Annotated in this window: 24 protein-coding genes and 1 other RNA gene; 21 read left to right on the plus strand and 4 right to left on the minus strand. The window is 40.3% G+C overall.

Annotation, left to right across the window (positions count from 1 at the left end):
* Positions 1-12: 12 nt before the first annotated feature.
* The 9 genes from dinG (at position 13) to TV75_RS00325 (ending at position 9,325) form a co-directional block, all read left to right on the plus strand.
* A complete protein-coding gene (dinG, locus tag TV75_RS00290; protein ID WP_044336379.1) occupies positions 13-2,814 on the plus strand; it encodes an ATP-dependent DNA helicase DinG in 2,802 nt (933 codons plus the stop codon).
* 76 nt (positions 2,815-2,890) lie between these two features.
* Positions 2,891-3,736: a hypothetical protein gene (locus TV75_RS00295; protein WP_044336382.1), complete on the plus strand. Its 846-nt coding sequence runs from the start codon at positions 2,891-2,893 to the stop codon at positions 3,734-3,736.
* A 168-nt stretch (positions 3,737-3,904) separates the two neighbouring features.
* On the plus strand, positions 3,905-4,075 hold the full coding sequence (locus TV75_RS21285) for a YpmA family protein (protein ID WP_082051082.1): 171 nt from the start codon (positions 3,905-3,907) through the stop codon (positions 4,073-4,075).
* A 12-nt stretch (positions 4,076-4,087) separates the two neighbouring features.
* A complete protein-coding gene (locus TV75_RS00300) occupies positions 4,088-4,564 on the plus strand; it encodes a cell wall elongation regulator TseB-like domain-containing protein (protein ID WP_044336384.1) in 477 nt (158 codons plus the stop codon).
* A 17-nt stretch (positions 4,565-4,581) separates the two neighbouring features.
* On the plus strand, positions 4,582-5,772 hold the full coding sequence (locus TV75_RS00305) for a pyridoxal phosphate-dependent aminotransferase (RefSeq protein ID WP_044336386.1): 1,191 nt from the start codon (positions 4,582-4,584) through the stop codon (positions 5,770-5,772).
* A gap of 145 nt (positions 5,773-5,917) precedes the next feature.
* The gene (asnS, locus tag TV75_RS00310; protein ID WP_156142288.1) at positions 5,918-7,210 is read left to right on the plus strand and encodes an asparagine--tRNA ligase; all 1,293 of its coding nucleotides are present in this window, start codon (positions 5,918-5,920) and stop codon (positions 7,208-7,210) included.
* Between the two features lie 140 nt (positions 7,211-7,350).
* Complete coding sequence (locus TV75_RS00315) at positions 7,351-8,061, plus strand: DnaD domain-containing protein (RefSeq protein WP_044336390.1); 711 nt, start codon at positions 7,351-7,353, stop codon at positions 8,059-8,061.
* Positions 8,062-8,156: 95 nt separating this feature from the next.
* A complete protein-coding gene (gene nth / locus TV75_RS00320) occupies positions 8,157-8,813 on the plus strand; it encodes an endonuclease III (protein WP_044336391.1) in 657 nt (218 codons plus the stop codon).
* A complete protein-coding gene (locus TV75_RS00325; RefSeq protein ID WP_044336392.1) occupies positions 8,810-9,325 on the plus strand; it encodes a YpoC family protein in 516 nt (171 codons plus the stop codon). Before nth ends, TV75_RS00325 begins: the two co-directional genes overlap by 4 nt.
* Before the next feature lie 36 nt (positions 9,326-9,361).
* Here the strand turns inward: TV75_RS00325 and TV75_RS00330 are convergent, their stop codons facing one another.
* The gene (locus TV75_RS00330) at positions 9,362-12,082 is read right to left on the minus strand and encodes a transglycosylase domain-containing protein (protein ID WP_044336393.1); all 2,721 of its coding nucleotides are present in this window, start codon (positions 12,080-12,082) and stop codon (positions 9,362-9,364) included.
* A gap of 103 nt (positions 12,083-12,185) precedes the next feature.
* The gene (gene recU, locus TV75_RS00335; RefSeq protein ID WP_044336394.1) at positions 12,186-12,794 is read right to left on the minus strand and encodes a Holliday junction resolvase RecU; all 609 of its coding nucleotides are present in this window, start codon (positions 12,792-12,794) and stop codon (positions 12,186-12,188) included.
* 115 nt (positions 12,795-12,909) lie between these two features.
* On the opposite strand from recU, the gene TV75_RS00340 reads away from it, so the two are divergent.
* The 3 genes from TV75_RS00340 to TV75_RS00350 all read left to right on the plus strand — a co-directional run bounded on the left by TV75_RS00340 (position 12,910) and on the right by TV75_RS00350 (position 15,616).
* Entirely contained in the window at positions 12,910-13,947 is a 1,038-nt protein-coding gene (locus TV75_RS00340) for a DUF2515 family protein (RefSeq protein ID WP_052504372.1), read from the plus strand.
* Positions 13,948-14,935: 988 nt separating this feature from the next.
* A complete protein-coding gene (locus TV75_RS00345; RefSeq protein ID WP_044336395.1) occupies positions 14,936-15,190 on the plus strand; it encodes a hypothetical protein in 255 nt (84 codons plus the stop codon).
* 69 nt (positions 15,191-15,259) lie between these two features.
* Positions 15,260-15,616: a YppE family protein gene (locus TV75_RS00350; protein WP_082051083.1), complete on the plus strand. Its 357-nt coding sequence runs from the start codon at positions 15,260-15,262 to the stop codon at positions 15,614-15,616.
* Between the two features lie 26 nt (positions 15,617-15,642).
* On the opposite strand, the gene yppF is transcribed toward TV75_RS00350, so the two are convergent.
* Entirely contained in the window at positions 15,643-15,825 is a 183-nt protein-coding gene (gene yppF, locus TV75_RS00355; RefSeq protein WP_044336396.1) for a YppF family protein, read from the minus strand.
* A 200-nt stretch (positions 15,826-16,025) separates the two neighbouring features.
* On the opposite strand from yppF, the gene TV75_RS00360 reads away from it, so the two are divergent.
* Entirely contained in the window at positions 16,026-16,514 is a 489-nt protein-coding gene (locus TV75_RS00360; RefSeq protein WP_052504373.1) for a YppG family protein, read from the plus strand.
* Positions 16,515-16,570: 56 nt separating this feature from the next.
* On the opposite strand, the gene TV75_RS00365 is transcribed toward TV75_RS00360, so the two are convergent.
* Positions 16,571-17,014, minus strand: a complete 444-nt coding sequence (locus TV75_RS00365) for an Hsp20/alpha crystallin family protein (protein WP_044336397.1) — start codon at positions 17,012-17,014, stop codon at positions 16,571-16,573.
* 262 nt (positions 17,015-17,276) lie between these two features.
* On the opposite strand from TV75_RS00365, the gene TV75_RS00370 reads away from it, so the two are divergent.
* From TV75_RS00370 to TV75_RS21695, 8 genes are all read left to right on the plus strand, one after another.
* Positions 17,277-19,514, plus strand: coding sequence for a DEAD/DEAH box helicase (locus TV75_RS00370; protein WP_437176699.1), 2,238 nt, complete (start codon positions 17,277-17,279; stop codon positions 19,512-19,514).
* Positions 19,515-19,531: 17 nt separating this feature from the next.
* A complete protein-coding gene (locus TV75_RS00375) occupies positions 19,532-20,818 on the plus strand; it encodes a ribonuclease H-like domain-containing protein (RefSeq protein WP_044336399.1) in 1,287 nt (428 codons plus the stop codon).
* 332 nt (positions 20,819-21,150) lie between these two features.
* Positions 21,151-21,504 carry a CotD family spore coat protein gene (locus TV75_RS00380; protein WP_044336400.1) on the plus strand — a complete coding sequence of 118 codons (354 nt, stop codon included), beginning with the start codon at positions 21,151-21,153 and terminating at the stop codon, positions 21,502-21,504.
* Positions 21,505-21,760: 256 nt separating this feature from the next.
* A complete protein-coding gene (locus tag TV75_RS00385) occupies positions 21,761-22,318 on the plus strand; it encodes a DUF1273 domain-containing protein (RefSeq protein ID WP_044336401.1) in 558 nt (185 codons plus the stop codon).
* A gap of 116 nt (positions 22,319-22,434) precedes the next feature.
* Complete coding sequence (gene gpsB / locus TV75_RS00390) at positions 22,435-22,743, plus strand: cell division regulator GpsB (protein ID WP_044336402.1); 309 nt, start codon at positions 22,435-22,437, stop codon at positions 22,741-22,743.
* Between the two features lie 60 nt (positions 22,744-22,803).
* Positions 22,804-23,190: RNase P RNA component class B (gene rnpB / locus TV75_RS21290), an RNA gene on the plus strand.
* 150 nt (positions 23,191-23,340) lie between these two features.
* Complete coding sequence (locus TV75_RS00395) at positions 23,341-24,480, plus strand: THUMP domain-containing class I SAM-dependent RNA methyltransferase (protein WP_044336403.1); 1,140 nt, start codon at positions 23,341-23,343, stop codon at positions 24,478-24,480.
* 95 nt (positions 24,481-24,575) lie between these two features.
* Positions 24,576-24,749 (plus strand): hypothetical protein, encoded by a 174-nt coding sequence (locus TV75_RS21695; protein ID WP_156142289.1) that lies wholly within the window; start codon positions 24,576-24,578, stop codon positions 24,747-24,749.
* Positions 24,750-24,830: the final 81 nt, after the last annotated feature.

Below are 24,830 nucleotides of genomic sequence, written 5' to 3' on the forward strand. Positions count from 1 at the left end.
GCAGTGAATAACATGTACCCATTTAAACTGGTTGTTATCGATCTTGAGACAACAGGAAATTCTCCTAAAAAGGGAGAAAAAATCATCCAACTATCAGCGGTTATTATAGAAGGCGGAAGAATCATTGATCAATACACTTCATTTGTGTCACCTGGAAAACCGATCCCTGCGTTTATTGAGGAGTTAACGGGGATCAATGATGACATGGTCAAGGACGCTCCAGCCTTTCATGAAATTGCACCTAAAATACTAGAGCTTCTGGATCATGGCGTTTTTGTTGCCCATAACGTTCAATTCGATCTTTCATTTCTTCAAGCAGAACTGGAAGAGGCAGGCTATAATCCATTTACGGGACCTGCGTTTGATACAGTAGAGTTAGCTAAAGTGGCCTTACCATCGGCAGACAGTTTTAAACTGACGGAACTGTCCAATTCATTGGATTTAAGCCATGTAAGGCCTCACCAAGCAGACAGTGATGCCTATGTGACAGCTGAAATCCTTCTATATTTTATTGAAGAATTGTCAAAGCTTCCATTAGTCACACTCGAAAAGCTACACAAGCTTTCTCATCATTTGAAAAGTGATCTCTCCTTATTGTTTGACAGTATTGTGAGTGAGAAACAAAAGCACGTAGAGGACCTTCCACCACAGTTAGAGGTGTACCGAGGACTGGCTCTTCTGAAGAAAGCTGCTTCAACCAAAGATGAATCACCTATTGAAGAGCTCCTTTTTGATGAACCCAATATAGAACAGCACTTAAAAAAGCATGTCCCCTTCTATGAGAAGAGGGAGCAGCAAATGGACATGATGAATGAGATTCAACATGCTTTTCATGATTCCCGTCATGTGGTCATAGAAGCGGGAACAGGGGTTGGAAAGTCACTGGGCTACTTATGGCCAGCGGTCATGTTTTCCAAGTCCACTCGGGAAAGAGTGGTCATCAGTACATACACCGTCCAATTGCAAGAGCAATTACTTCATAAAGAAATTAAATTATTGGAAAGAATAAGCCCTATACCATTCAAAACCGTCCTGTTAAAAGGGAAAAACCATTACATAAACCTGTTTAAGTTTGAACAGTCCCTCCGTGAAGAGGAGTCTCAGTATGATGTAGTTCTAACAAAAATGCAGATTTTAGTCTGGCTGACACGAACAGAGTCCGGTGATATGGATGAACTTAACCTCACCTCGGGAGGGCAATTGTTCTGGAATCGTTTAAAACATGATGGCTGGCACTTGCCTCATACAAAGGATCCGTGGATAGGGAAAGATTTCTATCTTTTCGCAAGAAAGAGTGCTCAAGAAGCAGATATCATCATTACGAATCACTCAATGCTTCTGACTGATATTGTGAATGACAGCAGCATGCTTCCTCCTTACGAATATTTGGTAATAGATGAGGCTCATCATCTGGAGAAGTCAGCAAGACAGCATCTTGGAGTCGTAATGGATTATCTCTCCATTAAGTTCAGTACTTCCCAATTAGGAACACTGGACCAAAAACAGTTGTTTTATCGTCTGGATCAGCTTATTTCCAGTCACTCAATTGAAATGAAAATTCATTCATTTGAGCTGGATGCACGTATTGGCCAGTTTTACGTTGACTTGGAAGAGGCCATTGGAGTGTTAACGAGCGTTTTCTATAAGAAAGCCAAAAAGAGAACCGGAATACAAAAAATACAGCTGAGAATTACAGATGACATGAAAAAAAGTACTTACTTTCAACCTGTTCTCATGGCCATGGAACGAGTCATTTCAGGAATGAAGTTTGTAGAAAGAGAGTTTCAGCAGGTACTTGAAGCAATCAAGGATAAGAAGATAAAACTCCTTGATAAAGAAAAAGCCTTAATTGAAGAGTTCTACAGCTTTTTAGTGGATTTCACGGAGTTGAGAATGAATTTTCAAACGGTATTTTTAAGGGATATGAACAACCATGTTCTTTGGCTTGATGGAGACACAAGGTCATTACCTAACAGTCTTTCCATACAAGCTCAACCTGTTACCGTCGATCGCAAGCTTCATGATGAGATCTTTGCCAAAAAGAAAAGCGTGGTCCTGACTTCAGCTACCCTTACCGTCAGCGGGTCTTTCAATTACTTCTTAAACGAAATAGGCCTTGTCGACCAGGGGGTAAAACAGGTACAGCTCACTTCTCCATTTGACTATAATGAAGTTTCAAGATTATTCGTCCCAACAGACGTCCCTGAAATACAGCAAGTTCAAAGTGAAGAGTATATTGAAGCAATAAGCTCTCATTTAATAGGGGTCGCACAAGCGACGAAAGGTCGAATGCTCATTTTATTCACGTCTTACGATATGTTAAGGAAAACGTATGAGTTGATGAAAGAAAGTGGTTTATTAGAGGAATATGTATTAATGGCACAAGGAATCACCTCAGGGAGTCGAACGCGACTGACAAAGAATTTCCAGCGATTCGATAAGGCTATATTATTTGGAACGAGCAGTTTCTGGGAAGGGGTAGACATTCCAGGAGAAGACCTTTCTTGTCTTGCCATGGTCAGACTCCCGTTTTCTCCACCGGACGAGCCTGTCAATCAGGCAAAATCGGATATCCTGAAAGCTCGAGGGAAAAACCCATTTTCCTCTCACTCTTTACCTGAAGCCATTATTCGGTTCAAGCAAGGGGTAGGGAGGCTGATTAGAAGAAGCAGTGATCGTGGAATCGTAATAGTGTATGACCGCAGAGTGATGACGACAAGGTACGGAAAGGCTTTCCTCCAGTCTATCCCTTCAATGGAAGTAAAAGAAGGGGATTTATTTGATTTGGTTTCATGGATTGAAGAATGGCTCTAAAACAGATTAAACTTCAGTGATAAATTTTCCTCTTTAACACAACCTAAAGAGTAGATGTGAAACTGGAGGATTGAAAATGAGAGTCATCTTAATGGTAATGCTGTCTTTTCTCATCGTCATTTCAAACACCAATGGAATGAAAGTGCCTCAGGTGGATTTACATGTATCACATGAGGAGTATGCAATTAGTTTTCTTCCTGTAATTAAAGGGGAGGTAGCTGTACTTCATTTAGCTTCTGGAGAAAATTATTTAATCAATACCGGACCTCTTCAGGAGAGCAATCAGTTATATTATTATTTGAATCAAATTCGTATTAAAAATATAAAGGGAATCATCATCACGGAGAAAAGAGAAGTGCACGAGGATATGATTACTGAGCTGGGGGAGAAATACTCCATAGAAGAGATAATAGTGGGTAAATCTCTGGCTGAAGCTATATCGGAAATAGGTTCCTATACCATACACACCATTCAAGAGAATCAGTCTTACTCACTTTCGAAAGAGTTGGCGTTAAATGTGATGCATGAAGGCAATGAGAATCGAGAAGGATTAGACTTCTCAATAACCTTTTATCACCATCGCTTTTTGTGGCTCAGCTCGCAATCATCGCATTCTGAAGAGGTTTTGCTAACAAAACCCCTAAAGAACGTCAACATTGTAAAAATACCTCTTCACTCAAAGTCTGAAAACATGTCCCATAGCCTTCTGAGGCATATCGATCCTCAAACGGCTTTGCTTTATCGTTCTAAGAAACGACTCCTTAATGGTGAAATGCTCGAAGCCATCAACGAGGCGTGGATTGACCTGTATCTGACAGGCCAGCATGGATTGATAGCCATTAAATTTAATAAGAGAAACTACGAAGTGCTGACTTTTGATCAAGAAGATGGAGTGTTTAAAGAAGAAGGCCATACAGACTAACACCATTAAATAAAGAAGGGCTGACATATTTGTCAGCCTGAATGAGTGAGAATTAGCAGATAGTTTTTGTGATAACCTCTACCATATTAGCCTTTAATGTTGTTATAATGTGTGTAGAGTTTTTTTATAAGGAAATGCCATAGGTAAGCGGGTAAAAGGAGGAACACCATGGAGAGCCGAATTGAAATTCTTTCCACCGTTCGTATCGAATATACGGATAACTTATATAAAGTCGTTGATACACTGAATAGAACCTTAAAAAAAGATGATTATATGTTTGGTTTAGCCTTAGATCCGGAAGATCAGAATCAAGCAGTATTAACAATTTATCGTACATAAAGAGTGATTGTAATGAAAAAATGGATAAAGATTATCGCACTATTGTTCATCGTCCTTGGGATAACGGCTTCGATTGTACTTTATCAAGTTTCCAGGAACCCATTGAATAATCAAGCAGAAAAGGCTCTAGACCGGGTCAAAACCGAAACGGCTATCGTCGATGTTGAAAGCACAAGCTTCTACAACGGCTCTAAGTCATATGTCGTGGTGACAGGTAAGGATGATCAAAACGAGAAACTCGTGGCCTGGGTACCCAATAAAAAAGGGGAAATAATTGAAAAAAAATGGGCAGATGGTATTTCAAAAGAAGAGGCAATCAATAAACTAAATGATGAAAAGCAACCGAAAGAATTATTATCGGTCCGTTTAGGATATGAATCCGTCGGGCCTGTTTGGGAAATTACCTATTTAGATCAACAAGACAATTTAAATTATTTCTACCTGCTGTTTTCAACAGGAGAATGGTGGAGAAAAATTGAAAATTTATGATCAGGGGGAATACATCAATGAAATTTACGTTAGCTGACAGAGTAAGTGCGTTAACACCATCAACAACTTTAGCAATTACTGCAAAAGCAAAGGAAATGAAGTCACAAGGAATTGATGTAATCGGCTTAGGTGCAGGGGAACCAGACTTCAATACGCCGGAACATATCATCAAAGCTGCGTATGAGTCCATGACTGAGGGCCACACCAAATATACTCCATCTGGTGGAATGGCCAAATTAAAAGAAGCCGTCATCCACAAGTTTGAGACAGACCAGAAACTTACGTATGCACCTTCTGAAATCATCGTAACAAGTGGTGCAAAGCATGCCCTTTATACATTATTTCAAGTGCTATTAAACGAAGGTGATGAGGTCATTATCCCTACTCCTTATTGGGTTAGCTATCCTGAACAAGTGAAGCTTGCCGGAGGAATTCCCGTTATCGTTGAAGGGAAAGAAGAGAATCAGTACAAAGTGACTCCAAGGCAGTTAAAGGAGACGATCACTCCCAAGACGAAAGCGGTCATCCTTAACACACCTAGTAATCCTACAGGCATGCTGTACTCTTCGGATGAATTACAAGCGATTGGGGATGTGTGCTTAGAAAATGATGTTTTGATCGTTTCAGATGAGATTTATGAGAAGCTTGTGTATGACGGGAACTCACATACTTCTATTGCTGAATTGTCTCCAGAACTTAAAGAGCAAACCATCGTGATCAACGGGGTGTCAAAATCTCATTCCATGACGGGATGGAGAATTGGATATGCGGCAGGTAACGAGGCAATCATTAAAGCCATGACAAATCTTGCCAGTCATTCAACTTCTAACCCGACGACAACTTCACAATTTGGGACGATTGCTGCCTATTTAGGCGATCAACAGCCAGTAGAGGATATGAGACAGTCATTTGAGGAGCGCTTAAATATTGTTTTTGATAAATTAAACAATATTCCAGGGTTTAGTTGTTTAAAACCTCAAGGTGCTTTCTATCTGTTCCCGAATGTGTCAGTAGCGGCTCAGAAAACAGGCTACAACAATGTCGACGAATTTACCAAAGCTCTTCTGGAAGAGGCTAAGGTAGCGGTTATTCCTGGTTCAGGGTTCGGATCGGACAATAATATCCGTCTTTCTTATGCCACAAGTCTTGATGCACTCGAAAAAGCAATTGAAAGAATGCATGAATTTGTTGTTAGGAAAAGTAAATAATACAAGGTTTGCAGACCGTGTTTATTTCGGTCTGCTTTTTCCTTAAAATCATCTCGTTTTGCTGTATCTATTGCGACGGGATAAGGGTAAATGTATAATAAATAACGATACATAAGCGTCTTAGTTTTTTTGGAGGGAAAAAATCGTGAAAACTACTATATCTCAAGTAAGTAAGTTTGTTGGTGAAGAAGTAACCATCGGTGCATGGCTTGCCAACAAACGTTCAAGTGGAAAAATTGCTTTTCTTCAGCTTCGTGATGGAACTGGATTCATTCAAGGTGTTGTCGTGAAAAGTGAAGTGGAAGAAGAAATCTTCCAAAAAGCAAAATCATTGACTCAAGAAACGTCTCTGTACGTAACAGGAACGGTGTCAGAAGACTCCCGTTCACCTTTTGGATACGAACTGCAAGTGAAAAGCGTAGAAGTGATTCATGAAGCAGTGGATTATCCAATTACACCAAAGGAGCACGGAACAGAGTTCCTGATGGATCATCGTCACCTTTGGCTTCGTTCCCGTAAACAACATGCAGTGATGAAAGTTCGTAACGAAATCATTCGTGCAACATATGAATTCTTTAATCAAGAGGGATTTGTCAAGGTAGATCCTCCAATTCTGACTGGAAGTGCTCCGGAAGGAACGACCGAGTTATTTGCCACTAAGTATTTTGAAGAAGATGCCTACCTTTCTCAGAGTGGTCAGCTTTATATGGAAGCAGCGGCCATGGCATTAGGAAAAGTATTCTCATTCGGACCAACATTCAGAGCGGAGAAGTCAAAGACTCGTCGTCATTTGATCGAATTTTGGATGATTGAGCCTGAAATGGCGTTCTATGACTTTAAGGATAACCTCGAAGTACAGGAACAATATGTTTCTTACATCGTTCAATCAGTATTGGAAAACTGTCAGCTTGAATTAGACCGCTTGGGGAGAGATACGTCTAAATTAGAGCAGATCAAAGCACCATTCCCGCGCATTACGTATGACGATGCTCTAAAATTATTACATGAAAAAGGCTTTGATGACATCGAGTGGGGAGATGACTTCGGTGCCCCGCACGAGACAGCCATTGCTGAAAGCTATGATAAACCTGTGTTCATCACTCATTATCCGACATCTTTAAAGCCGTTCTATATGCAACCAGATCCGGATCGTGATGATGTGGTATTATGTGCTGACCTAATCGCTCCGGAAGGTTATGGAGAGATCATAGGTGGTTCAGAGCGTATCCACGATGCAGAGTTGATGAAAGCTCGCATTGAAGAGCATGAACTTGCTACAGATGCTTACAAGTGGTACTTGGAATTAAGGGAATATGGATCTGTTCCTCATTCAGGCTTCGGTCTTGGACTTGAGAGAACAGTGGCTTGGATCAGCGGAGTAGAACACGTGAGGGAAACCATCCCATTCCCGCGACTACTAAACCGTTTATATCCATAATACTAACAAACAAGGAGCTGGCCGGATTGCTTTTAGAGCAATGCCGGCCGGTTCTTTTCTTTTTTCCATCTTTCTTCTAATTCATAACCATGTCCACATATACTGAACCATGATATACTAGTGAGTGAGGTGTGCCGAATATGGATTATAAACGTTTAATGGTGTCCTGGATCGAAGAGGGAACACTTAACATTCCGCAATTATTATTATCAAATTACAATACATTAGGTTTAAATGAGTCAGAGTTCGTTTTACTTTTGCATATTTACGGTCATCTGGAAAAGGGAAACTATTTCCCTACACCAGAAGAGCTCTCAGAACCTATGAGTATTTCTACTGAATACTGTTCGTCTATTTTAAGAAAATTAATGCAACAACAGTTTCTATCGATCGAAGAAGGGTCTTCCCCTGATGGAATCCTTTTTGAAAAGTATTCTCTCAATCCGTTATGGGAAAAGATGGCTGAATTCGTGATACAAGATTCCAAAATGAAACAAATGCAGAAATCAATGGAAGAAGAAGCAGACATTTACACCACATTTGAACAGGAATTTGGTCGACCACTATCTCCATTAGAATGCGAAACGTTGGCCATGTGGTTGGACCAGGATGATCATAATACTATTATTATTAAAGCAGCATTGAGAGAAGCTGTCATTTCAGGGAAGCTGAATTTTAGATATATCGATCGCATTCTTTTCGAATGGAAGAAAAACGGTGTGAAAACCATCGAAGATGCCCGAAACCAAAGTCAACGCTTCCGTTCACATCAAAAACCCGCAGCTTCAAATGATACTAGTGCTTCTCCTAAACGAAAATCAGTACCATTTTATAATTGGCTTGAGCAATAAGACGATAAAAGGGCTGACTCTCACTTGCTTGAGGGTTGGTCTATTTTTATGTTGGATAATAGGATTTATAGGACAAGGTGGAGGTATTGAGTCACATGTTAAATAAAAAACAAATACAAATATGCTTAGATGAAATGCGAGAGATGTTTCCCGACGCTCACTGTGAGCTCCGTCACGAGAATCCATTTGAGCTGGTAATCGCGGTCCTTTTATCGGCACAATGTACTGATGCCTTAGTAAATAAAGTTACAAAAGGCTTATTTGAAAAATATAAACGACCTGAAGATTATCTGGAGGTCTCTCTGGAAGAACTTCAACAAGATATACGCTCCATTGGGTTGTACAGAAACAAAGCAAAAAACATTCGTAAACTTTGTGAGATCATTTTGACGGAACATGGAGGAAATGTTCCTGAAAGTCATGAAGAATTAGTGAAACTGCCTGGAGTAGGAAGGAAAACTGCAAATGTAGTAGTATCGGTGGCATTTGGGGTGCCGGCTCTGGCAGTAGATACCCATGTTGAACGTGTAAGTAAGAGATTAGGGATATGCCGATGGAAAGATAGCGTATTAGAAGTAGAGAAAACGCTAATGAAAAAAATACCGAAGGAAGAATGGTCCGAAACTCATCACCGGTTGATTTTCTTTGGGCGATATCATTGTAAAGCTCAATCCCCTCAATGTGATGTTTGCCCGCTGGTCGATTTATGCAGAGAAGGTCAAAAGAGACTAAAGAAAAAGGGTGACATATGAAGGAAAGGATCTTGTACATCCCGTCCCAGCTAATCGATCCCTTTTTCTTTCCTGACTCAAAAGTGAGAGTGGATGCTTCTCATATCACACCGGATGACCCTTTCTTTGCTTATGAAATTCTCTATTTCAATGAGGTGGCTACAGGTTCATTTCCCTGGATCGATCATGAATTATATGTAGGAACCATTCTGAAGAGCTGGGGAGAAGAAGAGGAGTATCTTAAAACGTTATATAAAAAACGCTCAAAGAATACATTGCATGCCATGAAAAAAAGCATTTCTCAATTTTATATGCTTTTATTCTGGAGTAATTCCCTTCCGGTAAGACTGAATCATGAAGACTCCCACATCGATCAATTATCCATTAAACCCGCAAACGCAGTGGAAAGAATCGAATTCATTAGAAACAATCCAACCTTATTCCATTCATTCATACAGTTATCTCAGCTATTCGAGGAACAGCATAAACAATATGCTAAATCACTGGCTTTAAAACGGGCTAAAGAAAAATAAAAAGGCAACGAGAATATGTTCTCGTTGCCTTTTACTTTATTCTTGATCTCTTCTGGATTCTGATTGGGTGGCAGGTGCACCATTCGTGGCGCCATCTCCAGTACCTGAGCCGTCACCAGTGCCGTCTCCAGTCCCATCTCCGGTTCCGGTGCCATCTCCAGTGCCGTCATCTGTACCTCCATCACCGGTCCCATCTCCTTCAGGTGGAGGAGTAGTGCCTTCGTCGTCACCAGTGTCTTCACCTCCACCAGTATCTTCACCACCACCTGAATCTTCTCCATTTCCATTTCCTTGACCATTCCCATTTCCTTGACCGTTACCATTTCCATTGTTGTCTTGATTTTCATCATTGTTTTCATCCTGGTTTTCTTCATCTTCACCATCAGTAGCCTTAACATCAACATTAACCGTTGCAGGGTTACTGCGCTGATCTCCTGAAATTGCTACAACCTCAAAGGTGAAAGTTCCTTGGGATTGAATGTTTTCAACATTTAATCCCTTCTTATCAGTTGTTGTTAATACTTGTTTCGCTTCACCATTTATTGAAACCGCCACTTCAAACTGAACGTCCTTTTCTTTACCATAATCCCACGCAAGAGTAATGGTTTGATCTTTCTTATTGTATTTACCTTTCAGATTTGAAGGAGAATCAATCTTGTCGAATTCCTGTGAAACCTTGGAAGGTTCCGTTCCACGGACGAAGAGCTCCGTGATTATCCGGTCATCCGGCGTGTATTCACTTGGTAGTCTTGCCGGATTGCTTCCTAGTTCAACTTTGGATTCAACGACGCTGTCTGGCTTTTTAAAGTCAGGTGTGTCAACTCCATCGTGAACATAGCTCATCAAGTCACTGACGATGTATTGTGATACTCTTCTATCCCTAGGTGATAGTGGTATGGAGCGAGTCTTATACCCCGTCCAAACAGCCGCTGTATAGTTTGTCGTATAGCCAACAAACCATGAATCAGGTGCGTCTGTCTTAGCAATTCCGTATTTCTCGCGTTCCTCTTGAGAATAGTTCGTCGTACCTGATTTCCCTGCCATCGGTAAACCTGGCACCTTGGCATAAAGCCCTGTTCCTCTAGGATGATCAATAACGCTCTGCAGCATATCAGAAATCATATAAGCTGTGTATTCTTTCATTGCAGGTTTTGGTTTGTTATCATTTTCAATCTCTGTTTCACCATCGCGTAATACCACTTTTGTAACTGTATGGGGCTTGTTGTAAATTCCTTCATTACCAAAGGCGGCATAGGCACCTGCCATTTGGACGGAGTTTACCCCGGGAGACACACCACCGATTGAAGCAGATTCATAATAGTGATCGAATTTTAATCCGAGACCATTGACAAATTCCTCTGCTTTCTCTGGACCGACTTCCTGAAAGGCTTTTAGGGCAGTAATATTTCGAGAATCCCAGAGGCCCTCACGTATCGTGATAGGTCCCTTAAATTGACCATCATAGTTATTGAGTTCTGTTCCATCAGAATATTTATAAGGCTCATCTTTTAAAATATGATACGTCGACCATTTTAAATGTTCGATTGCAGGTGCATAGTCTATTAATGGCTTGATCGTAGACCCGGGCTGACGTTTTGTATCGATCGCAAAGTTAAATCCACGCTGAACGTTTGGATCCTGTTCTCTGCCGCCGCCAATCGCCCTGATTTCTCCAGTTTTCGTATCCATAAGGGTTACCCCGGCCTGCATTGGCTCTTCAGGATTCTCCGGATAACTGAAGCTGGTATTTTCACCTGCTAAAATTTCTTCCAGACGTTTTTGAGCATCCGGGTCAACAGTTGTATAGACCTTTAAACCGTCTGAGAATAGGTTGTAGTCACCCATTTTCTGTACTTCATCAATAACAGCATCCACAAAGGCGGGATATTTGTTTCCGTTTTTCTTTTCAACTTCTTCAGCTGAAACCAATCCTTCAGTGATTGGAACCGCTTGTGCTTTCTTTTTCTCTTCTTCATTGATTTTACCGTGCTGCTCCATTAAAGATAGAACGATATTTCGTCGCTTTTCCGCTTTTTCAGGGTATTTAAAAGGGTTGTAATTGTTCGGGCTTTGAGGCAGTCCGGCAATCAGGGCCGCTTCATGAAGCTCAATGTCTTTAATGTCTTTACCGTAATAGTAGTCTGCAGCGGTAGCCATACCGTTAATTCCAGCGGACATATACACCTTATTGAAATACATCTCAAAGATTTCTTCTTTTGTATATTCCTGCTCAAGCTTAAGAGCCAGCCATGCTTCTTGAGCTTTTCTTTTTAACGTTTTCTCAGGGCTTAAAAAAGATCCCTTGATTACTTGCTGGGTAATTGTCGAAGCACCTTCTGAACCGAAACCACCTGTTACATTGGCAATGACGGCGCCCCCTAAACGAATCAAGTCGATTCCGTTATGTTTATAGAATCGATTGTCTTCTGTAGCAAGTACCGCATCTTGCATCACCTGAGGGATGTCATCGAAGTTTGCGTACTCCCGTTTCTCTTTTCCAACTGTGGTGATTAAGTCTCCGTTCATATCATAAATTTCAGATGCAATCGGATCCTTTAATAATTTTTCATCAAGCTTAGGGGCACTGGATGCATAATAAGCAAATAATCCAGCGCCAGCAAGCATCCCGATAATACCGATGATAAATAATGATATAATGACGCGCTTAACCAAAGAGCCCTTTTTCTTGCTCTTTGTCGATTTTGACTTTTGTTGGGCCAGGCGTTTTTCTTCCCTTGACTTATATTGTCCAGCCATATTGTTTCCTCACTTTCAATCTTCTGTGTTTTTAGTATTGTCTAAGATTTAAAATATACTACTGATATTGAGATAAATTATAGATTAACTCATTTTTTATAAACTAAAAATATAACTGATGAACTATTTTTAAATAATCCACTCTTGGGTGAAGTCCCAAAGGAATAGGCACTCCTTTATCTTCTAGTTCTTCTCGCTTGATTGATTTTCTTCCGCCATTTATCATACGATCCCAGTAAAACCTTAGAGCTTTATAGGGGAGCAGGAATACTTCTTCCGAAGACGAAAACCTTACTAGTACAAAGGTAATGCCGTCTTGATTATGGACGCTTTCCATATGTTTGATTTGATGCTCGTGAAAGTTTTGAAGTGGAAAAGACGTTTTGTTTTTTGTTTCTTTTGCTTCAAAATCGACATATCTTCCTTTATACACACCATTATAGTCCGTCGTTGACGGCTGTTTAAAGTAAGCTTCCTTAATGACGGCAGCACTTCTTGAAGGATAGTGAACATCCACTATTTGGACTGGTGTTGGTTTTTTGTGAATGACTGCTTTATGAAACGTTAAATAATATTGATTCGTTTCATTAATGTCTTCTTCAAGTGTCATACCTCTGTTGCTATAAGATAGTTGTTTCGGTTTGGCCTTTGTTTTTTTTGAGGGTAATGTCGCTTCCACATATTTCTTTCCATTAGGATAATGGAATTTCATGGTAATTCACCTCGCAGACTAATCTATATCATAACAGAAACCACTCCAATTTGTGTGAATAATTGTTTACAAATCTCCTTATTCTAGGACTAGTGGAGAAAGGGGAATAAAAAGGATGAAAAAATCCAGCAATACTTATCGCTTTTTACCCTATATACCTGAACCTAAACGTACAAATGAGTGGATTCATGAAATCAACCATTTAGTGTATCTGCACAATCAAGATAATATATCAAGAACGATGGCTTATCAAAAATTTTTCCTTCTTCATCCGGAAATAAAATGGTCTTTTCTGGCTTCGATGGTCTCAAGGAATGCCGGATGGAATATGACGGACTTAAAGGGTGATATCTTTCCGCGCCTTTTACATCCCGCGACTCGCGATGCTCTATTTATGACGTACGAAAGAGCGAACTGGAGTATTTTTCAGGATGCCTTTCCCCAGCTCCTTCTTTATCATTATTCGACGAGATATAAGAAGAAAATGTTTCATTTGTCTAAAGAATTTCATATTTCAAGCTTCATGGAAGAAGAGTGGAATCGTTACTGGGAGGAGAGAGACGACCACAGATTGGTGCATTCACTAATTATTAATGAGCAGCACCTCATTCAAGAACCAGTCATTGACCATGAGGTTTATAAGAAGAGGGTGTTTGGCTCATCTCTATTTTTCATAGAAGATCATCTGCATTTCAGCTCCGTACTATTTCCTACATTAGAGGGAGAGCTTTTAGGTGCGAGTGTCCATGGCTTCAGAAAGATCGAAAACAGAATCCAGTTAGGAAATCGATTATTTAAGATTTTATTTCAACCTGATTACCATTCTTCCTTTTTGAATTTCGCTTTACAAGTAGAGCATTCAGGATCTAGAAAGGACTACGAACAGTTTTGCAAAAGTGCGCCCAAAACGAATACGCCAATGCTCCATCAGGCTTATGTATATATTCCACACCATTGGAGGACCCATATGGACTGGTCGATTCAAAAAGATATTGATAAGGAATGGTATCAAGAGCTAAAACTTCCCGATAAAATCGAATTATCGCAATGGTATTTTCGTAAGCAAAGGCAGCTTGAGAAAGTGGCAAACATAAAAGGTGTATTCACAAAGATTGGTAAGTGGAGGGGAAAGAAGAAGAGACCAACGCTTTAAAATAGCGTCGGTCTCTTCTTTTCATGTTGTCGGGTCCGAACGAGCCGCCTCCGCTTTTTTATTAGGCCAGCTCCGGCGGCTAGACCCTCGAGGTCATAAGTCAAACCACCCAAAAAGGCAAAGAACGCCTTTCCGGGGGGTTCGCCTTATGCTTGTCGGGTCTGAACGAGCCGCCTCCGCTTTTTTATTAGGCCAGCTCCGGCGGCTAGACCCTCGAGGTCATAAGTCAAGAACACCAAAAAGGCAAAGAGCGCCTTTCCGGTGTTCTTGCCTTATGCTTGTCGGGTCTGAACGAGCCGCCTCCGCTTTTTATTAGGCCAGCTCCGGCGGCTAGACCCTCGAGGTCATAAGTCAAACCACCCAAAAAGGCAAAGAACGCCTTTCCGGGGGGTTCGCCTTATGCTTGTCGGGTCTGAACGAGCCGCCTCCGCTTTTTTATTAGGCCAGCTCCGGCGGCTAGACCCTCGAGGTCATAAGTCAAGAACACCAAAAAGGCAAAGAGCGCCTTTCCGGTGTTCTTGCCTTATGCTTGTCGGGTCTGAACGAGCCGCCTCCGCTTTTTATTAGGCCAGCTCCGGCGGCTAGACCCTCGAGGTCATAAGTCAAACCACCCAAAAAGGCAAAGAACGCCTTTCCGGGGGGTTCGCCTTATGCTTGTCGGGTCTGAACGAGCCGCCTCCGCTTTTTATGTCGCGGGACGGTTTTCGCCTTCTAGTTTAGGGTTGCCTTTTGAGGCTTTTGTTTGGGCTGAGTTTGTAGTTTGCTGTTTGTTTTGTTTGTTTTTCTGATTTTTCATTGAGTAACACCTCCACCTATATTATTTTCTCGTTTCCTCTGCTTTTATTCAGGGAGTGTCGAAACATAATTAACGGAATGTCCTTTTAACACTTTCTTTGCCGAAACGCTTCTAGTTTTGTCAGGGGGGAAGGGAACGGATCATTAAGAGAGAATTACACTATTAATCCAAAAAAAGGCGGGAGGATTCACAATGCTTCCAAAACAAGATATTATGTTGAAATTAGCTGAAATTGAAGAAAGTTTAAATCAATTGGAACAAAGTCTGCACGATCGAATCTCAGTTGAAGAGCAAGAAGGAATGAATTCGTTAACGGACCAGATACAGAAAATCGACAGTAAATTGAGCTCAGTGGAGAGAAAAGTGGAATTAAAAACCGCTCTTATGAAAAATAGAGAAAAGTCCTTTGCCTTACAAAAACTTGAATTATCCTATAAGACGTCTTAAACTGATTTTATAAGAAAGTAGCCTTGTGCTACTTTTTATTTTGTCTATATCTATTACGGAGGGCTTTATTTGAAGCATTTGAAGGAAGTAACGGGGGAATTGATCATCCTTGTTGAGCAGATGATGAAAGAATATAAAAGCAGACGCGAGTCAGGTGAAAAAGGAGACTTTTACACCGAAGTAAAACCTTTTGCTGATAAAGTAAAAGCGGTGAATGATGCTTGGAAAGAATTGTCCTTGGATTGGATCAAGGAACAAAGGCCAAAACACCTGCATTTCCCTCAAATTATAAACACGTTCGATAATATCGAAATGCTGTCGATTCACTGTTTCTTTCCAGAGTCCAGTTACAACCGGTTCATCAGTCATAATCAATCTGTCTCATATGTATTGCAAACTCAATTGGATGAATTGAATGAAAAATAAGAGGCTGCCGATCGGCAGCCTCTTTATTATGGGGTGGAAAGTGCTTTTTCTTCTATTGTATTAATTTGCTTCGCCAGCTCTTTATAGTGGTGCAAAGAAATCTCATTAGAAATATAAAGTTTTTTGGCCATTGTAAGAAGTTCTTGTTGATCTGTTGCTTGATAATGTTTACTACTTTCGTATCTCTTCAGCAGTTCACTCAGGTTCATCTTAATTCCTCCCAATACTTATATTTCATGCGAAGCATCTACTTTTATCCTATCATAGAAAACCCTTTCTTTAAGTTGTAAGAATAGTGTAACTTCCGACATTCTTCTTGTGTTTGTCGAAATATCTTTATGGGTTCTTTCACCATTATTCCAGGTAAAACATACTGTATAGTAACCATTATAAAGTAAGGGGGCTAAGTATGAATTCTTTACCTAATCAGAGACAGATGCGTAACTACTATCCTTTTTATCATTCACAGCCAACGAATATGGGACCGGTGAACTATCAAGTTCAAGGGATGAGACCTCCAAATTATGGACCTTTCCAACCCGGTTATTATCAACAGCCAGAAGCCCAATATCCTGGATCGGCGTTTCAAATGAACCAATATCAGCAGATGAATCACCAGCAAATGAATCCATATTTTGAAAATCCTCTTCAGCAGAAAGAATACAATCCGTATCAAATGAAAGCAATGGAACAGCAGGCATTTGCGAATCCATATCCGAAAGCCTCATTCATGGCTAAACCTCCTTCTGGAGGAGTAAGTTCAATCATGAATTCATTCAAATCACAGGACGGATCACTTGATTTTAATAAAATGATGAATACAACAGGACAAATGATGGGGGCTATCAATCAAGTTTCCTCTTTGGTAAAAGGCTTAGGTGGAATATTTAAACTTTAGGATCACTAAAAGGAGCTGCCAATTTGGCAGCTCCTTCTTCAAATGTAATAGGGCCTTTATTCTATTGGTATTCGTTTTCCGGATTCCTTGCTCACTTTCACTGTAAGTAGTCCGTCTTGATGAGAAGCTTTCACATTCTTTTCATTTACACCCCTTGGAAATGGAATGGTCCTGCTGCTCTTTTTCAAGGATTGCTTCCTTCTGATCATTTGATTTTGATCATTTTCCTCGGAGAATTCTTCCTTATTGGTTACAGAAATTGTAATGAACTGAGGGAACACATCAAGCTGAATCTGCTCTTTCTTAATACCTGGTAGTTGAGCAGTCACGATATAGTAATTGTCTGTTTCGGTTAATTCGACTGGAAAAGAACCAAAGGGGTTAGAAGATGATGTGAAAAACTCGTCAATGCTTTGAAGCATTCCTTTCATAGGTCTTTCATGAAAAAATTCGTTCATGGAATGCATCAGGTCACCAAAACCTTTTTTGTCGTTCGACATGGGTATACTCCTTTCAGGCAAACGTATTCATACTAATGTATGAATACCTGCTGAATATGTGCATTTATCCTATATCGCATTATAAACTCATCTGTAAAATGGAAAAGAAGTCTCTAAGTTCATCCACCTTACAATCCTTCATTTTCAAATTGGATAACTATGGTAAAAGAATCGTGGTTTTTTTACTTTAGTTTCGAACATAGATTCGGTAAAATGAATGGAGGAGGTGGTACCTGTGTTCAAGAAAAACAACCTTCAACAGTTGATCGAACATTTTAAAAAAGACGATGATTTTAATAAGCAGATTGTTCACTGGCATACCATAGATGAAAAACCAGCGCAATTGGTCGATCTGCCGTATGAGATAAATGAAAAAATAAAAAAAGCGCTGCAAAAAAGAGGAATTGAAAATCTTTATACCCATCAGCATTCCGCTTTTCAGCTGGCAATGGAAGGAAAGAGCTTCACCGCGGTCACTCCTACAGCATCGGGGAAGACACTTTGTTATAATCTTCCTGTATTACAAACGATTATGGATAACCCGGATGCACGAGCGTTATATATCTTTCCTACAAAAGCACTGGCACAAGATCAAAAATCTGAGTTGAATGAAATCATTTCAGAGGCAGAAGCTTCTATAAATAGCTATACATATGACGGGGATACCTCTGCTAATATACGTCAGAAAGTAAGGAAAGCAGGGCATATTGTCATAACGAATCCCGATATGCTCCACTCAGCAATTCTTCCTCATCATACAAAGTGGGTTTCTCTTTTTGAGAATCTTAAATACGTCATTATTGATGAACTTCATATATATAGAGGGGTTTTTGGTTCACATGTAAGCAATGTGATCAGGAGATTAAGACGAATTTGCGAGTTTTATGGAGCTTCCCCCATTTTCATCTGTACTTCTGCAACGATTGCAAATCCTAAAGAGCTGGCAGAAAACTTAACCGGTACAAAAATGAATTTGATTGATAATAACGGTGCACCCAGTGCCAAAAAGCATTTCGTATTCTATAACCCTCCCATTGTAAATAAACCGTTGAATATACGCAGGAGTGCGACTCTTGAGGTAAGGAGAATTGCTGGTGAGCTTTTGAAGAATAAAGTGCAAACCATCATATTCGCTAGAAGCAGGGTGAGAGTCGAAATTATACTTACATACTTACAAGAGTTGGTTAAGAGTCAATTAGGAGCGAAATCAATCAGAGGGTACCGGGGAGGATATCTCCCGACTCAACGCCGGGAGATTGAAAAAGGCCTACGATCTGGTGAAATCTACGGAGTTGTTAGTACGAATGCTCTTGAATTAGGGGTCGATATCGGTCAATTACAAGTATGCATCATGACCGGCTATCCAGGAACGATCGCAAGTGCTTGGCAGCAAGCGGGTAGAGCTGGGAGAAGACATGGGGAATCGTTGGTGATCATGGTGGCAAGCTCAAGCCCCTTAGATCAGTTCATTATTGAACATCCTGATTACTTCTTCGAGCAAACGCCTGAAACCGCGAGAATCAATCCGGATAATTTGATTATTCTTATTGATCATATTAAGTGTGCTGCCTATGAGCTCCCCTTTAAAGAAGGTGAACAATTTGGTAAGCACGAGATTGATGATATTTTAGAATTTTTAGTAGAGGAGCGGGTGGTACATAAGAATGGTGAAAAATGGTATTGGATGAATGATGTATTTCCTGCTCATAACATTAGCCTTCGCTCAGCTTCCCAGGAAAATGTCATCATTATTGATCAAACCGATATCTCCGCCGTTAAAGTAATAGGGGAGATGGATCGTTTCTCAGCCATGACCTTATTGCATGATGAAGCGATTTATTTACATCAAGGGGTTCAATTCCAAGTAGAAGAACTTGATTGGGATGAAAAGAAAGCGTATGTAAGGGAAGTTGATGTGGATTATTTCACCGATGCCAATCTCGCTGTACAATTGAGAGTACTGGAAACTGACAAGACTCGAATGTCGGAAATGTATGACGTAGCATATGGGGACGTGACTGTTCAGGCAATGGCAACGATTTTCAAGAAAATCAAATTTGATACGCACGAAAATATCGGATCGGGGCCTATCCATTTGCCTGAAGAGGAGCTGCATACGAGTTCCAGCTGGATTTCATTAAAAGATGATGCTTCATTTAGTCAGGAGCGTCTGGAAGAAGGCCTTATCGGGGCAGCTCAAAGCTTGAAATCAATTATTCCATTATTTGTTATGTGCGATCCGAGCGATATTTTCGTTGTCCCTCAAATAAAGGCTGCACACAATGAACAGCCTACGATATTTATTTACGATCGTTACCCCGGGGGGATCGGCTTAAGTGAGAAGGTGTATGAACAGATGGAGAGAATCCTCCTGGAGACATCTGACATGATTGAGAGATGTCCCTGTCAGACAGGCTGTCCTTCGTGTATTGGAACGGATCATTCACTGGACACTGCCAAATTGGATGCATTAAAGCTTCTTCATCTTTTCCTTCAATAAGAGAGGGAGGGAACGAATTGTCTCTTAAAAATAAATTATCAAGAATGAAGAAACATATTATTAGAGAAGAAGATGCTGAAGAGAACAAAGTTCAGCTTTCCTTGATAGAGCAAGAATCCACGGACTTCCCATTTATTGATTTATGGAAACAAAATGGTTCGACTGCGTACTATATAGACGGTGATTTTTGTCTGGTCAGGGAGAAACGATATTCAATCGATCACCAGCATGGGGATTACAAATTTAAGGATTTTATTAAAGCGGTGGATGCTTGGCAAGATTTTACCGGGGAGCATCCCTTATCTTCCAAGGGGCTTAATCATGAAGAAATGTTTTTCTTCGATACGGAAACGACCGGTTTAGGTGGAGGAGTTGGAAATACGATCTTTTTATTAGGGCATGGGAAAGTGACAGAAACAGAAGTGATTGTGACCCAGCACTTTTTGCCACAGCCGGGAAGTGAAATACCTCTTTATCACAGCTTTTTAAGTAATGTGGATTATAACACCCTTGTGACGTATAACGGAAAAGCGTTCGATTGGCCTCAAGTAAAGACAAGGCATACACTCATTAAAGACCATGTTCCCAAATTACCTGCATTTGGGCATTTTGATCTTTACCATGGATCCAGAAGATTATTTAAGCACAAGCTGGAATCCGTTAAGTTGATCAACGTCGAGCGTAAGATTCTTGGGTTTAATAGAGTGGATGATGTTCCGGGGTTTTTAGCTCCTATGATTTATTTCGATTATATAGAACGTAAAGATCCAGAGGGTATTTTTAAGGTTATGACCCATAATGAGCTGGATATATTGTCATTGATCACTCTCTATACCCATTTGACTTTTCAATTATTGAATGTCCATAAGCAATCAACAGGTCATGAGCGGTTTGAAGTCGGGAGGTGGCTTGAATACACGGGAAACAGAGAGATTGCTAAAGAACGTTACCAAGAGATAATAAATGAGAATGATCGACCGAATTATGAAGCAATGCACCACCTCGCTCTTCAATACAAAAAAGAGAAAGAAGAGAGTAGGGCGGTTGAGTTATGGGAAAAAATGTGGAAAGAAGCCCCTATTTCCATTAGAAAAGTCGTATTACTGGAGTTGGCTAAAGTGTATGAACACAAAACAAAGAATCTAAATCTTGCGTTGAAAAGATGTGAGCAGCTAGAATCTTTGATGCATGAAACCAAAGACCGGAATAGGAAACAACACGAAATCTATATGGGGAAACTTCACCATCGAATGAGTCGTTTAACTAGAAAAATAAATAAGAAAGCAGACCTTCCTTCCCGATGACACTAGAACTTTTAAAAAATGCTAAAAAAATGGTCCAATCTCCTTATTTTTATATTGAGAATTTTCAAAAGAAGTTGTAAAATAGTTAATTGTGTTGAAAATATTTAATATTTAGATGGGATGATGAAAATGAACCGGGCAATCTTAATTTTGTTCTTTGTCGTCATTGGTTTAACGGCTTTTGTGTTTACCAATTATCCGGAAACTTTATATAGCTTTATGTAAGATTACGATTTGTTTTCCTAAAAATAGGTATTTTCATTAGTACATGTACCCTCTCCCTTTCATAGGCTATTAGTGTAACAACTAAGAGATGAAAGGAGAGCGTTTCTATGTATAAAAGACCAAGACCTAATCAAGTACTTCCTGCAGTCATGCACCCGACGAAATGTTGTGTGAAACATACATGCAATACCTTTGAGGTGCCGCACATTCACCCTACTCACACGACAAATGTAAATAATGTTATGTATCAACATAAACATTATTTCCCGCAAACACAATCACAAGTAGACAGTGTTTCACACCAACATTTTAATTGTGGCGGTGGACCGGGAGGACCAGGAGGACCAGCTGGACCAGGATTTGGACCAGGGGGCCCAGGATTTGGACCAGGTGGCCCAGGTGGACCGGGATTCGGACCTCGTCCAAGACCACCATTCGGACCGTATGGTATGGGACGATAATATTCAGAGTTAAGATAACAGAGGGATGCCTCTAAGAGATTAGTTTCAAATGCAGAGTGACACGCCGTGTTACTCTGCTAAAGTGACTAAGGCTTATTAGGGTCATCTCTTCTTTATGATTGTAAATATTATATGATATAAGGATTGATGACGTCGCAATTCGTAAAATATGTTACAATAGAGTGTAAAGGATTAGGGTATACTAATCTTTAAATAGACGTGTTTGCCCTGAAAGTTTACTAAAGGAGTTTTGCATTTGAGTAATGTTGCATGCATAACCGGGTATAAATCCTTTGAGTTAGGAATTTTCAAGCAGGATGACAAAGCGATTTACTACATAAAACAAGCTCTAAAGAAAGAATTAGTATCTCTTTTGGATGAAGAATTAGAATGGGTGCTCATTAGTGGGCAGCTTGGCGTAGAACTTTGGGGGGCAGAAGTGGTGTTTGAACTTCAAGAAGATTATCCAGATCTTAAACTGGCTATACTGACTCCTTTTATCTCTCAAGAGGAAAACTGGAACGACCAGAATAAGGAATACTATGAACTCATCCTTTCTCAAGCGGATTTTATCGAATCTATTTCGAAAGAACCCTATAAGAGCCCTCAGCAGTTTCGAAACAAAAATCAATTATTCTTGCAAAAAAGCCAAACGTTAGTGATACTGTACGATGAAGAAAAAGAAGGCTCTCCTAAATACTTCTATCAAGAAGCGAAGAAGAAGAAAGAGTCCGATCCAACTTTTGAAATAAGGGCGATTACCTTCCATGATCTGCAATGGGTCGTCGAAGAAGAGCAATGGAAGAATGAGTAGAGGGGGCTTTATCACTCATTGACCATTCGGAAATTTATAACCCCCAATAACAATTACAATTGACAAAATGATGGTTATTTGAAAAAATGATAGTGATAAATATAGAGGTGAAAATAATGATCTCAGATAAAGTGAAATTAACGGCTAAGGATATCCTTGAAAAAGAATTTAAAAGTGGTATGAGGGGATACAAGCAAGAAGACGTAGATAAATTTTTAGATTTGATTATTAAAGATTATGAAACCTTTCATCAAGAAATAGAAGATCTTCAACAAGAAAACCTGCGATTGAAGAAGCAAGTAGAGGGAGCCAGTAAGCAACGGTCCGCTGCTCCTGCTCAACAGACAGGCACAACGAATTTCGATATTCTCAAGCGCTTGTCTAATTTAGAAAAACATGTATTTGGCAACAAATTATACGACTAATATTTCCAGTTGAATTCTTAGGGAAACTACAGTATAATTAGTTATTGCTGATCCTTAATGGTGTTTGGGTAATCGCTGCAACTTAATGTTGTAGAGGAAAGTCCATGCTCGCACGGTGCTGAGATGCACGTAGTGTTCGTGCCTAGCCAATTCATAAGCTAGGGCAGCTCAAGTATTGAGTTGACGGCAGGGAAATCACCTAAGTCCTTTTGGATATGGTGTGACTACCTTGAAAGTGCCACAGTGACGAAGTCCTGTTAGAAATGGCAGGAGTGGAACGAGGTAAACCCCACGAGCGAGAAACCCAAAATTAGGTAGGGGAATCCTCTCGGAGGAATTGAACGAAGAGAGGGACAAAGGAACTTCCTTTGTAGATAGATGATTACCACCCGAGTACGAGACGAAAAGTCGCTTGTAGTACAACGGAACAAAACATGGCTTACAGAACACTGTTACGGGATAAGAGCAATATGGCTTAAATAATGCAAGTGACTGATACATGCAGGTAATACACTGCTCTTTTGTATCAGTCCTTTTTATTTTATGGGAAACAAGACAATACTATTAAATAGAGATACTTAATAACGAGGTGACAATATGAATACATATACATTAATAGCGACGGCAGCAATGGGCTTGGAAGCGATTGTCGCAAAAGAAGTGAAGGACCTGGGCTACGATTGTCAGGTGGAGAACGGGAAAGTCATCTTCAAAGGTGACGAAACGGCTATCGCAAGAGCCAATATGTGGCTAAGAACTGCTGACAGAATCAAGATACTTGTTGGAGACTTTAAAGCGTACTCCTTTGATGAATTATTTGAAAATACAAAGAAACTGCCGTGGGAGAATTTCCTTCCTGTCGATGCAGAATTCCCGGTACAGGGCAAATCAGTTAAATCCAAGCTATACAGTGTACCTGATTGCCAAGCGATCGTAAAAAAGGCAATCGTTGAACGTTTACGTACGGCATACAAACGTACATCTTGGCTTGAGGAAACGGGCCCCTTGTTTAAAATTGAGGTGGCGATCCATAAAGATGTGGCAAGCATCACCCTCGATACTAGTGGACAAGGTCTTCACAAAAGGGGATATCGAATTGGACAAGGTGAAGCTCCTTTAAAAGAAACGCTGGCTGCAGCACTGATTCAACTAACGACCTGGAATCCTGATCGTCCTTTTGTGGACCCATTCTGCGGGTCAGGTACCATTCCAATCGAAGCGGCATTGATCGGGCAAAACATTGCACCTGGATTTAACCGAGAGTTTTTGTCCGAGAGATGGCCGATGATGCCTGAGGACGTATGGGAAAAAACGCGTCAGGAAGCTGAAGATTTGGCTGACTACGACCAGCCTCTTGAAATATTGGGAACCGATATCGATCACCGGATGATAGAAGTATCGAAAGAGAATGCAATGGAGGCAGGTCTTGGGGATTTAGTGAAATTTAAGCAAATGCAAGTACGAGACTTCACTTCAGATTTGGAGTATGGCATCATTGTCGGAAATCCTCCTTACGGTGAACGTCTAGGTGAACGTAAAGAGGTTGAGAAAATGTATCAAGAAATGGGCAAAGCCTTTGAAAAATTGGAAACCTGGTCGGTATATATGATGACGTCCCATGAAAATTTTGAACAATTTTATGGGAAGCAAGCCACCAAAAAACGTAAATTGTTCAACGGATTTATTCGAACGGATTACTACCAATACTTTGGCCCGCGTCCTCCGAGAAAAGGGTAACCATTTTAAGTCCGAAAAAAAGTTAAAGAAGGTCAGAATATCCTCTTCAATTCCTGCGTATAATAGTTCTATCATTTTTAGAGGAGTGAAAGAGGATGGACCATTCTTTCATCGATTATCACAAAATCTATCAGGCATTACAAAGCTCTATTTCTTCCACTTCAGGTGAAGAAGGAACAGCCATTCAACCAGACTTACACGAAGCGGCGAAAAACCTGGATCAGGCTTTTCAATATGAATTGTTAAGAAAAAAGAGAATATACGACTGAGTGTATTCTAAAGGAGATTAGGGACATCCATACAAGTGGTAGATCTACCCTTGATATGGAGCGTCCCTTTTCTTTTGTTAA

The organism is Rossellomorea aquimaris (assembly GCF_000935355.1).
GTDB classification, from domain to species: Bacteria; Bacillota; Bacilli; order Bacillales; family Bacillaceae_B; genus Rossellomorea; species Rossellomorea aquimaris_B.

Excerpts from the sequence above, each read along its gene's own strand:
- dinG (WP_044336379.1), top strand. The coding sequence starts at position 13 with ATGTACCCATTTAAACTGGTTGTTATCGATCTTGAGACAACAGGAAAT.
- TV75_RS00295 (WP_044336382.1), top strand. The coding sequence starts at position 2,891 with ATGAGAGTCATCTTAATGGTAATGCTGTCTTTTCTCATCGTCATTTCA.
- TV75_RS21285 (WP_082051082.1), top strand. The coding sequence starts at position 3,905 with ATGGAGAGCCGAATTGAAATTCTTTCCACCGTTCGTATCGAATATACG.
- TV75_RS00300 (WP_044336384.1), top strand. The coding sequence starts at position 4,088 with ATGAAAAAATGGATAAAGATTATCGCACTATTGTTCATCGTCCTTGGG.
- TV75_RS00305 (WP_044336386.1), top strand. The coding sequence starts at position 4,582 with ATGAAATTTACGTTAGCTGACAGAGTAAGTGCGTTAACACCATCAACA.
- TV75_RS00315 (WP_044336390.1), top strand. The coding sequence starts at position 7,351 with ATGGATTATAAACGTTTAATGGTGTCCTGGATCGAAGAGGGAACACTT.
- nth (WP_044336391.1), top strand. The coding sequence starts at position 8,157 with ATGTTAAATAAAAAACAAATACAAATATGCTTAGATGAAATGCGAGAG.
- TV75_RS00325 (WP_044336392.1), top strand. The coding sequence starts at position 8,810 with ATGAAGGAAAGGATCTTGTACATCCCGTCCCAGCTAATCGATCCCTTT.
- TV75_RS00330 (WP_044336393.1), bottom strand. The coding sequence starts at position 12,082 with ATGGCTGGACAATATAAGTCAAGGGAAGAAAAACGCCTGGCCCAACAA.
- recU (WP_044336394.1), bottom strand. The coding sequence starts at position 12,794 with ATGAAATTCCATTATCCTAATGGAAAGAAATATGTGGAAGCGACATTA.
- TV75_RS00340 (WP_052504372.1), top strand. The coding sequence starts at position 12,910 with ATGAAAAAATCCAGCAATACTTATCGCTTTTTACCCTATATACCTGAA.
- TV75_RS00345 (WP_044336395.1), top strand. The coding sequence starts at position 14,936 with ATGCTTCCAAAACAAGATATTATGTTGAAATTAGCTGAAATTGAAGAA.
- yppF (WP_044336396.1), bottom strand. The coding sequence starts at position 15,825 with ATGAACCTGAGTGAACTGCTGAAGAGATACGAAAGTAGTAAACATTAT.
- TV75_RS00360 (WP_052504373.1), top strand. The coding sequence starts at position 16,026 with ATGAATTCTTTACCTAATCAGAGACAGATGCGTAACTACTATCCTTTT.
- TV75_RS00365 (WP_044336397.1), bottom strand. The coding sequence starts at position 17,014 with ATGTCGAACGACAAAAAAGGTTTTGGTGACCTGATGCATTCCATGAAC.
- TV75_RS00380 (WP_044336400.1), top strand. The coding sequence starts at position 21,151 with ATGTATAAAAGACCAAGACCTAATCAAGTACTTCCTGCAGTCATGCAC.
- gpsB (WP_044336402.1), top strand. The coding sequence starts at position 22,435 with ATGATCTCAGATAAAGTGAAATTAACGGCTAAGGATATCCTTGAAAAA.
- TV75_RS00395 (WP_044336403.1), top strand. The coding sequence starts at position 23,341 with ATGAATACATATACATTAATAGCGACGGCAGCAATGGGCTTGGAAGCG.
- TV75_RS21695 (WP_156142289.1), top strand. The coding sequence starts at position 24,576 with ATGGACCATTCTTTCATCGATTATCACAAAATCTATCAGGCATTACAA.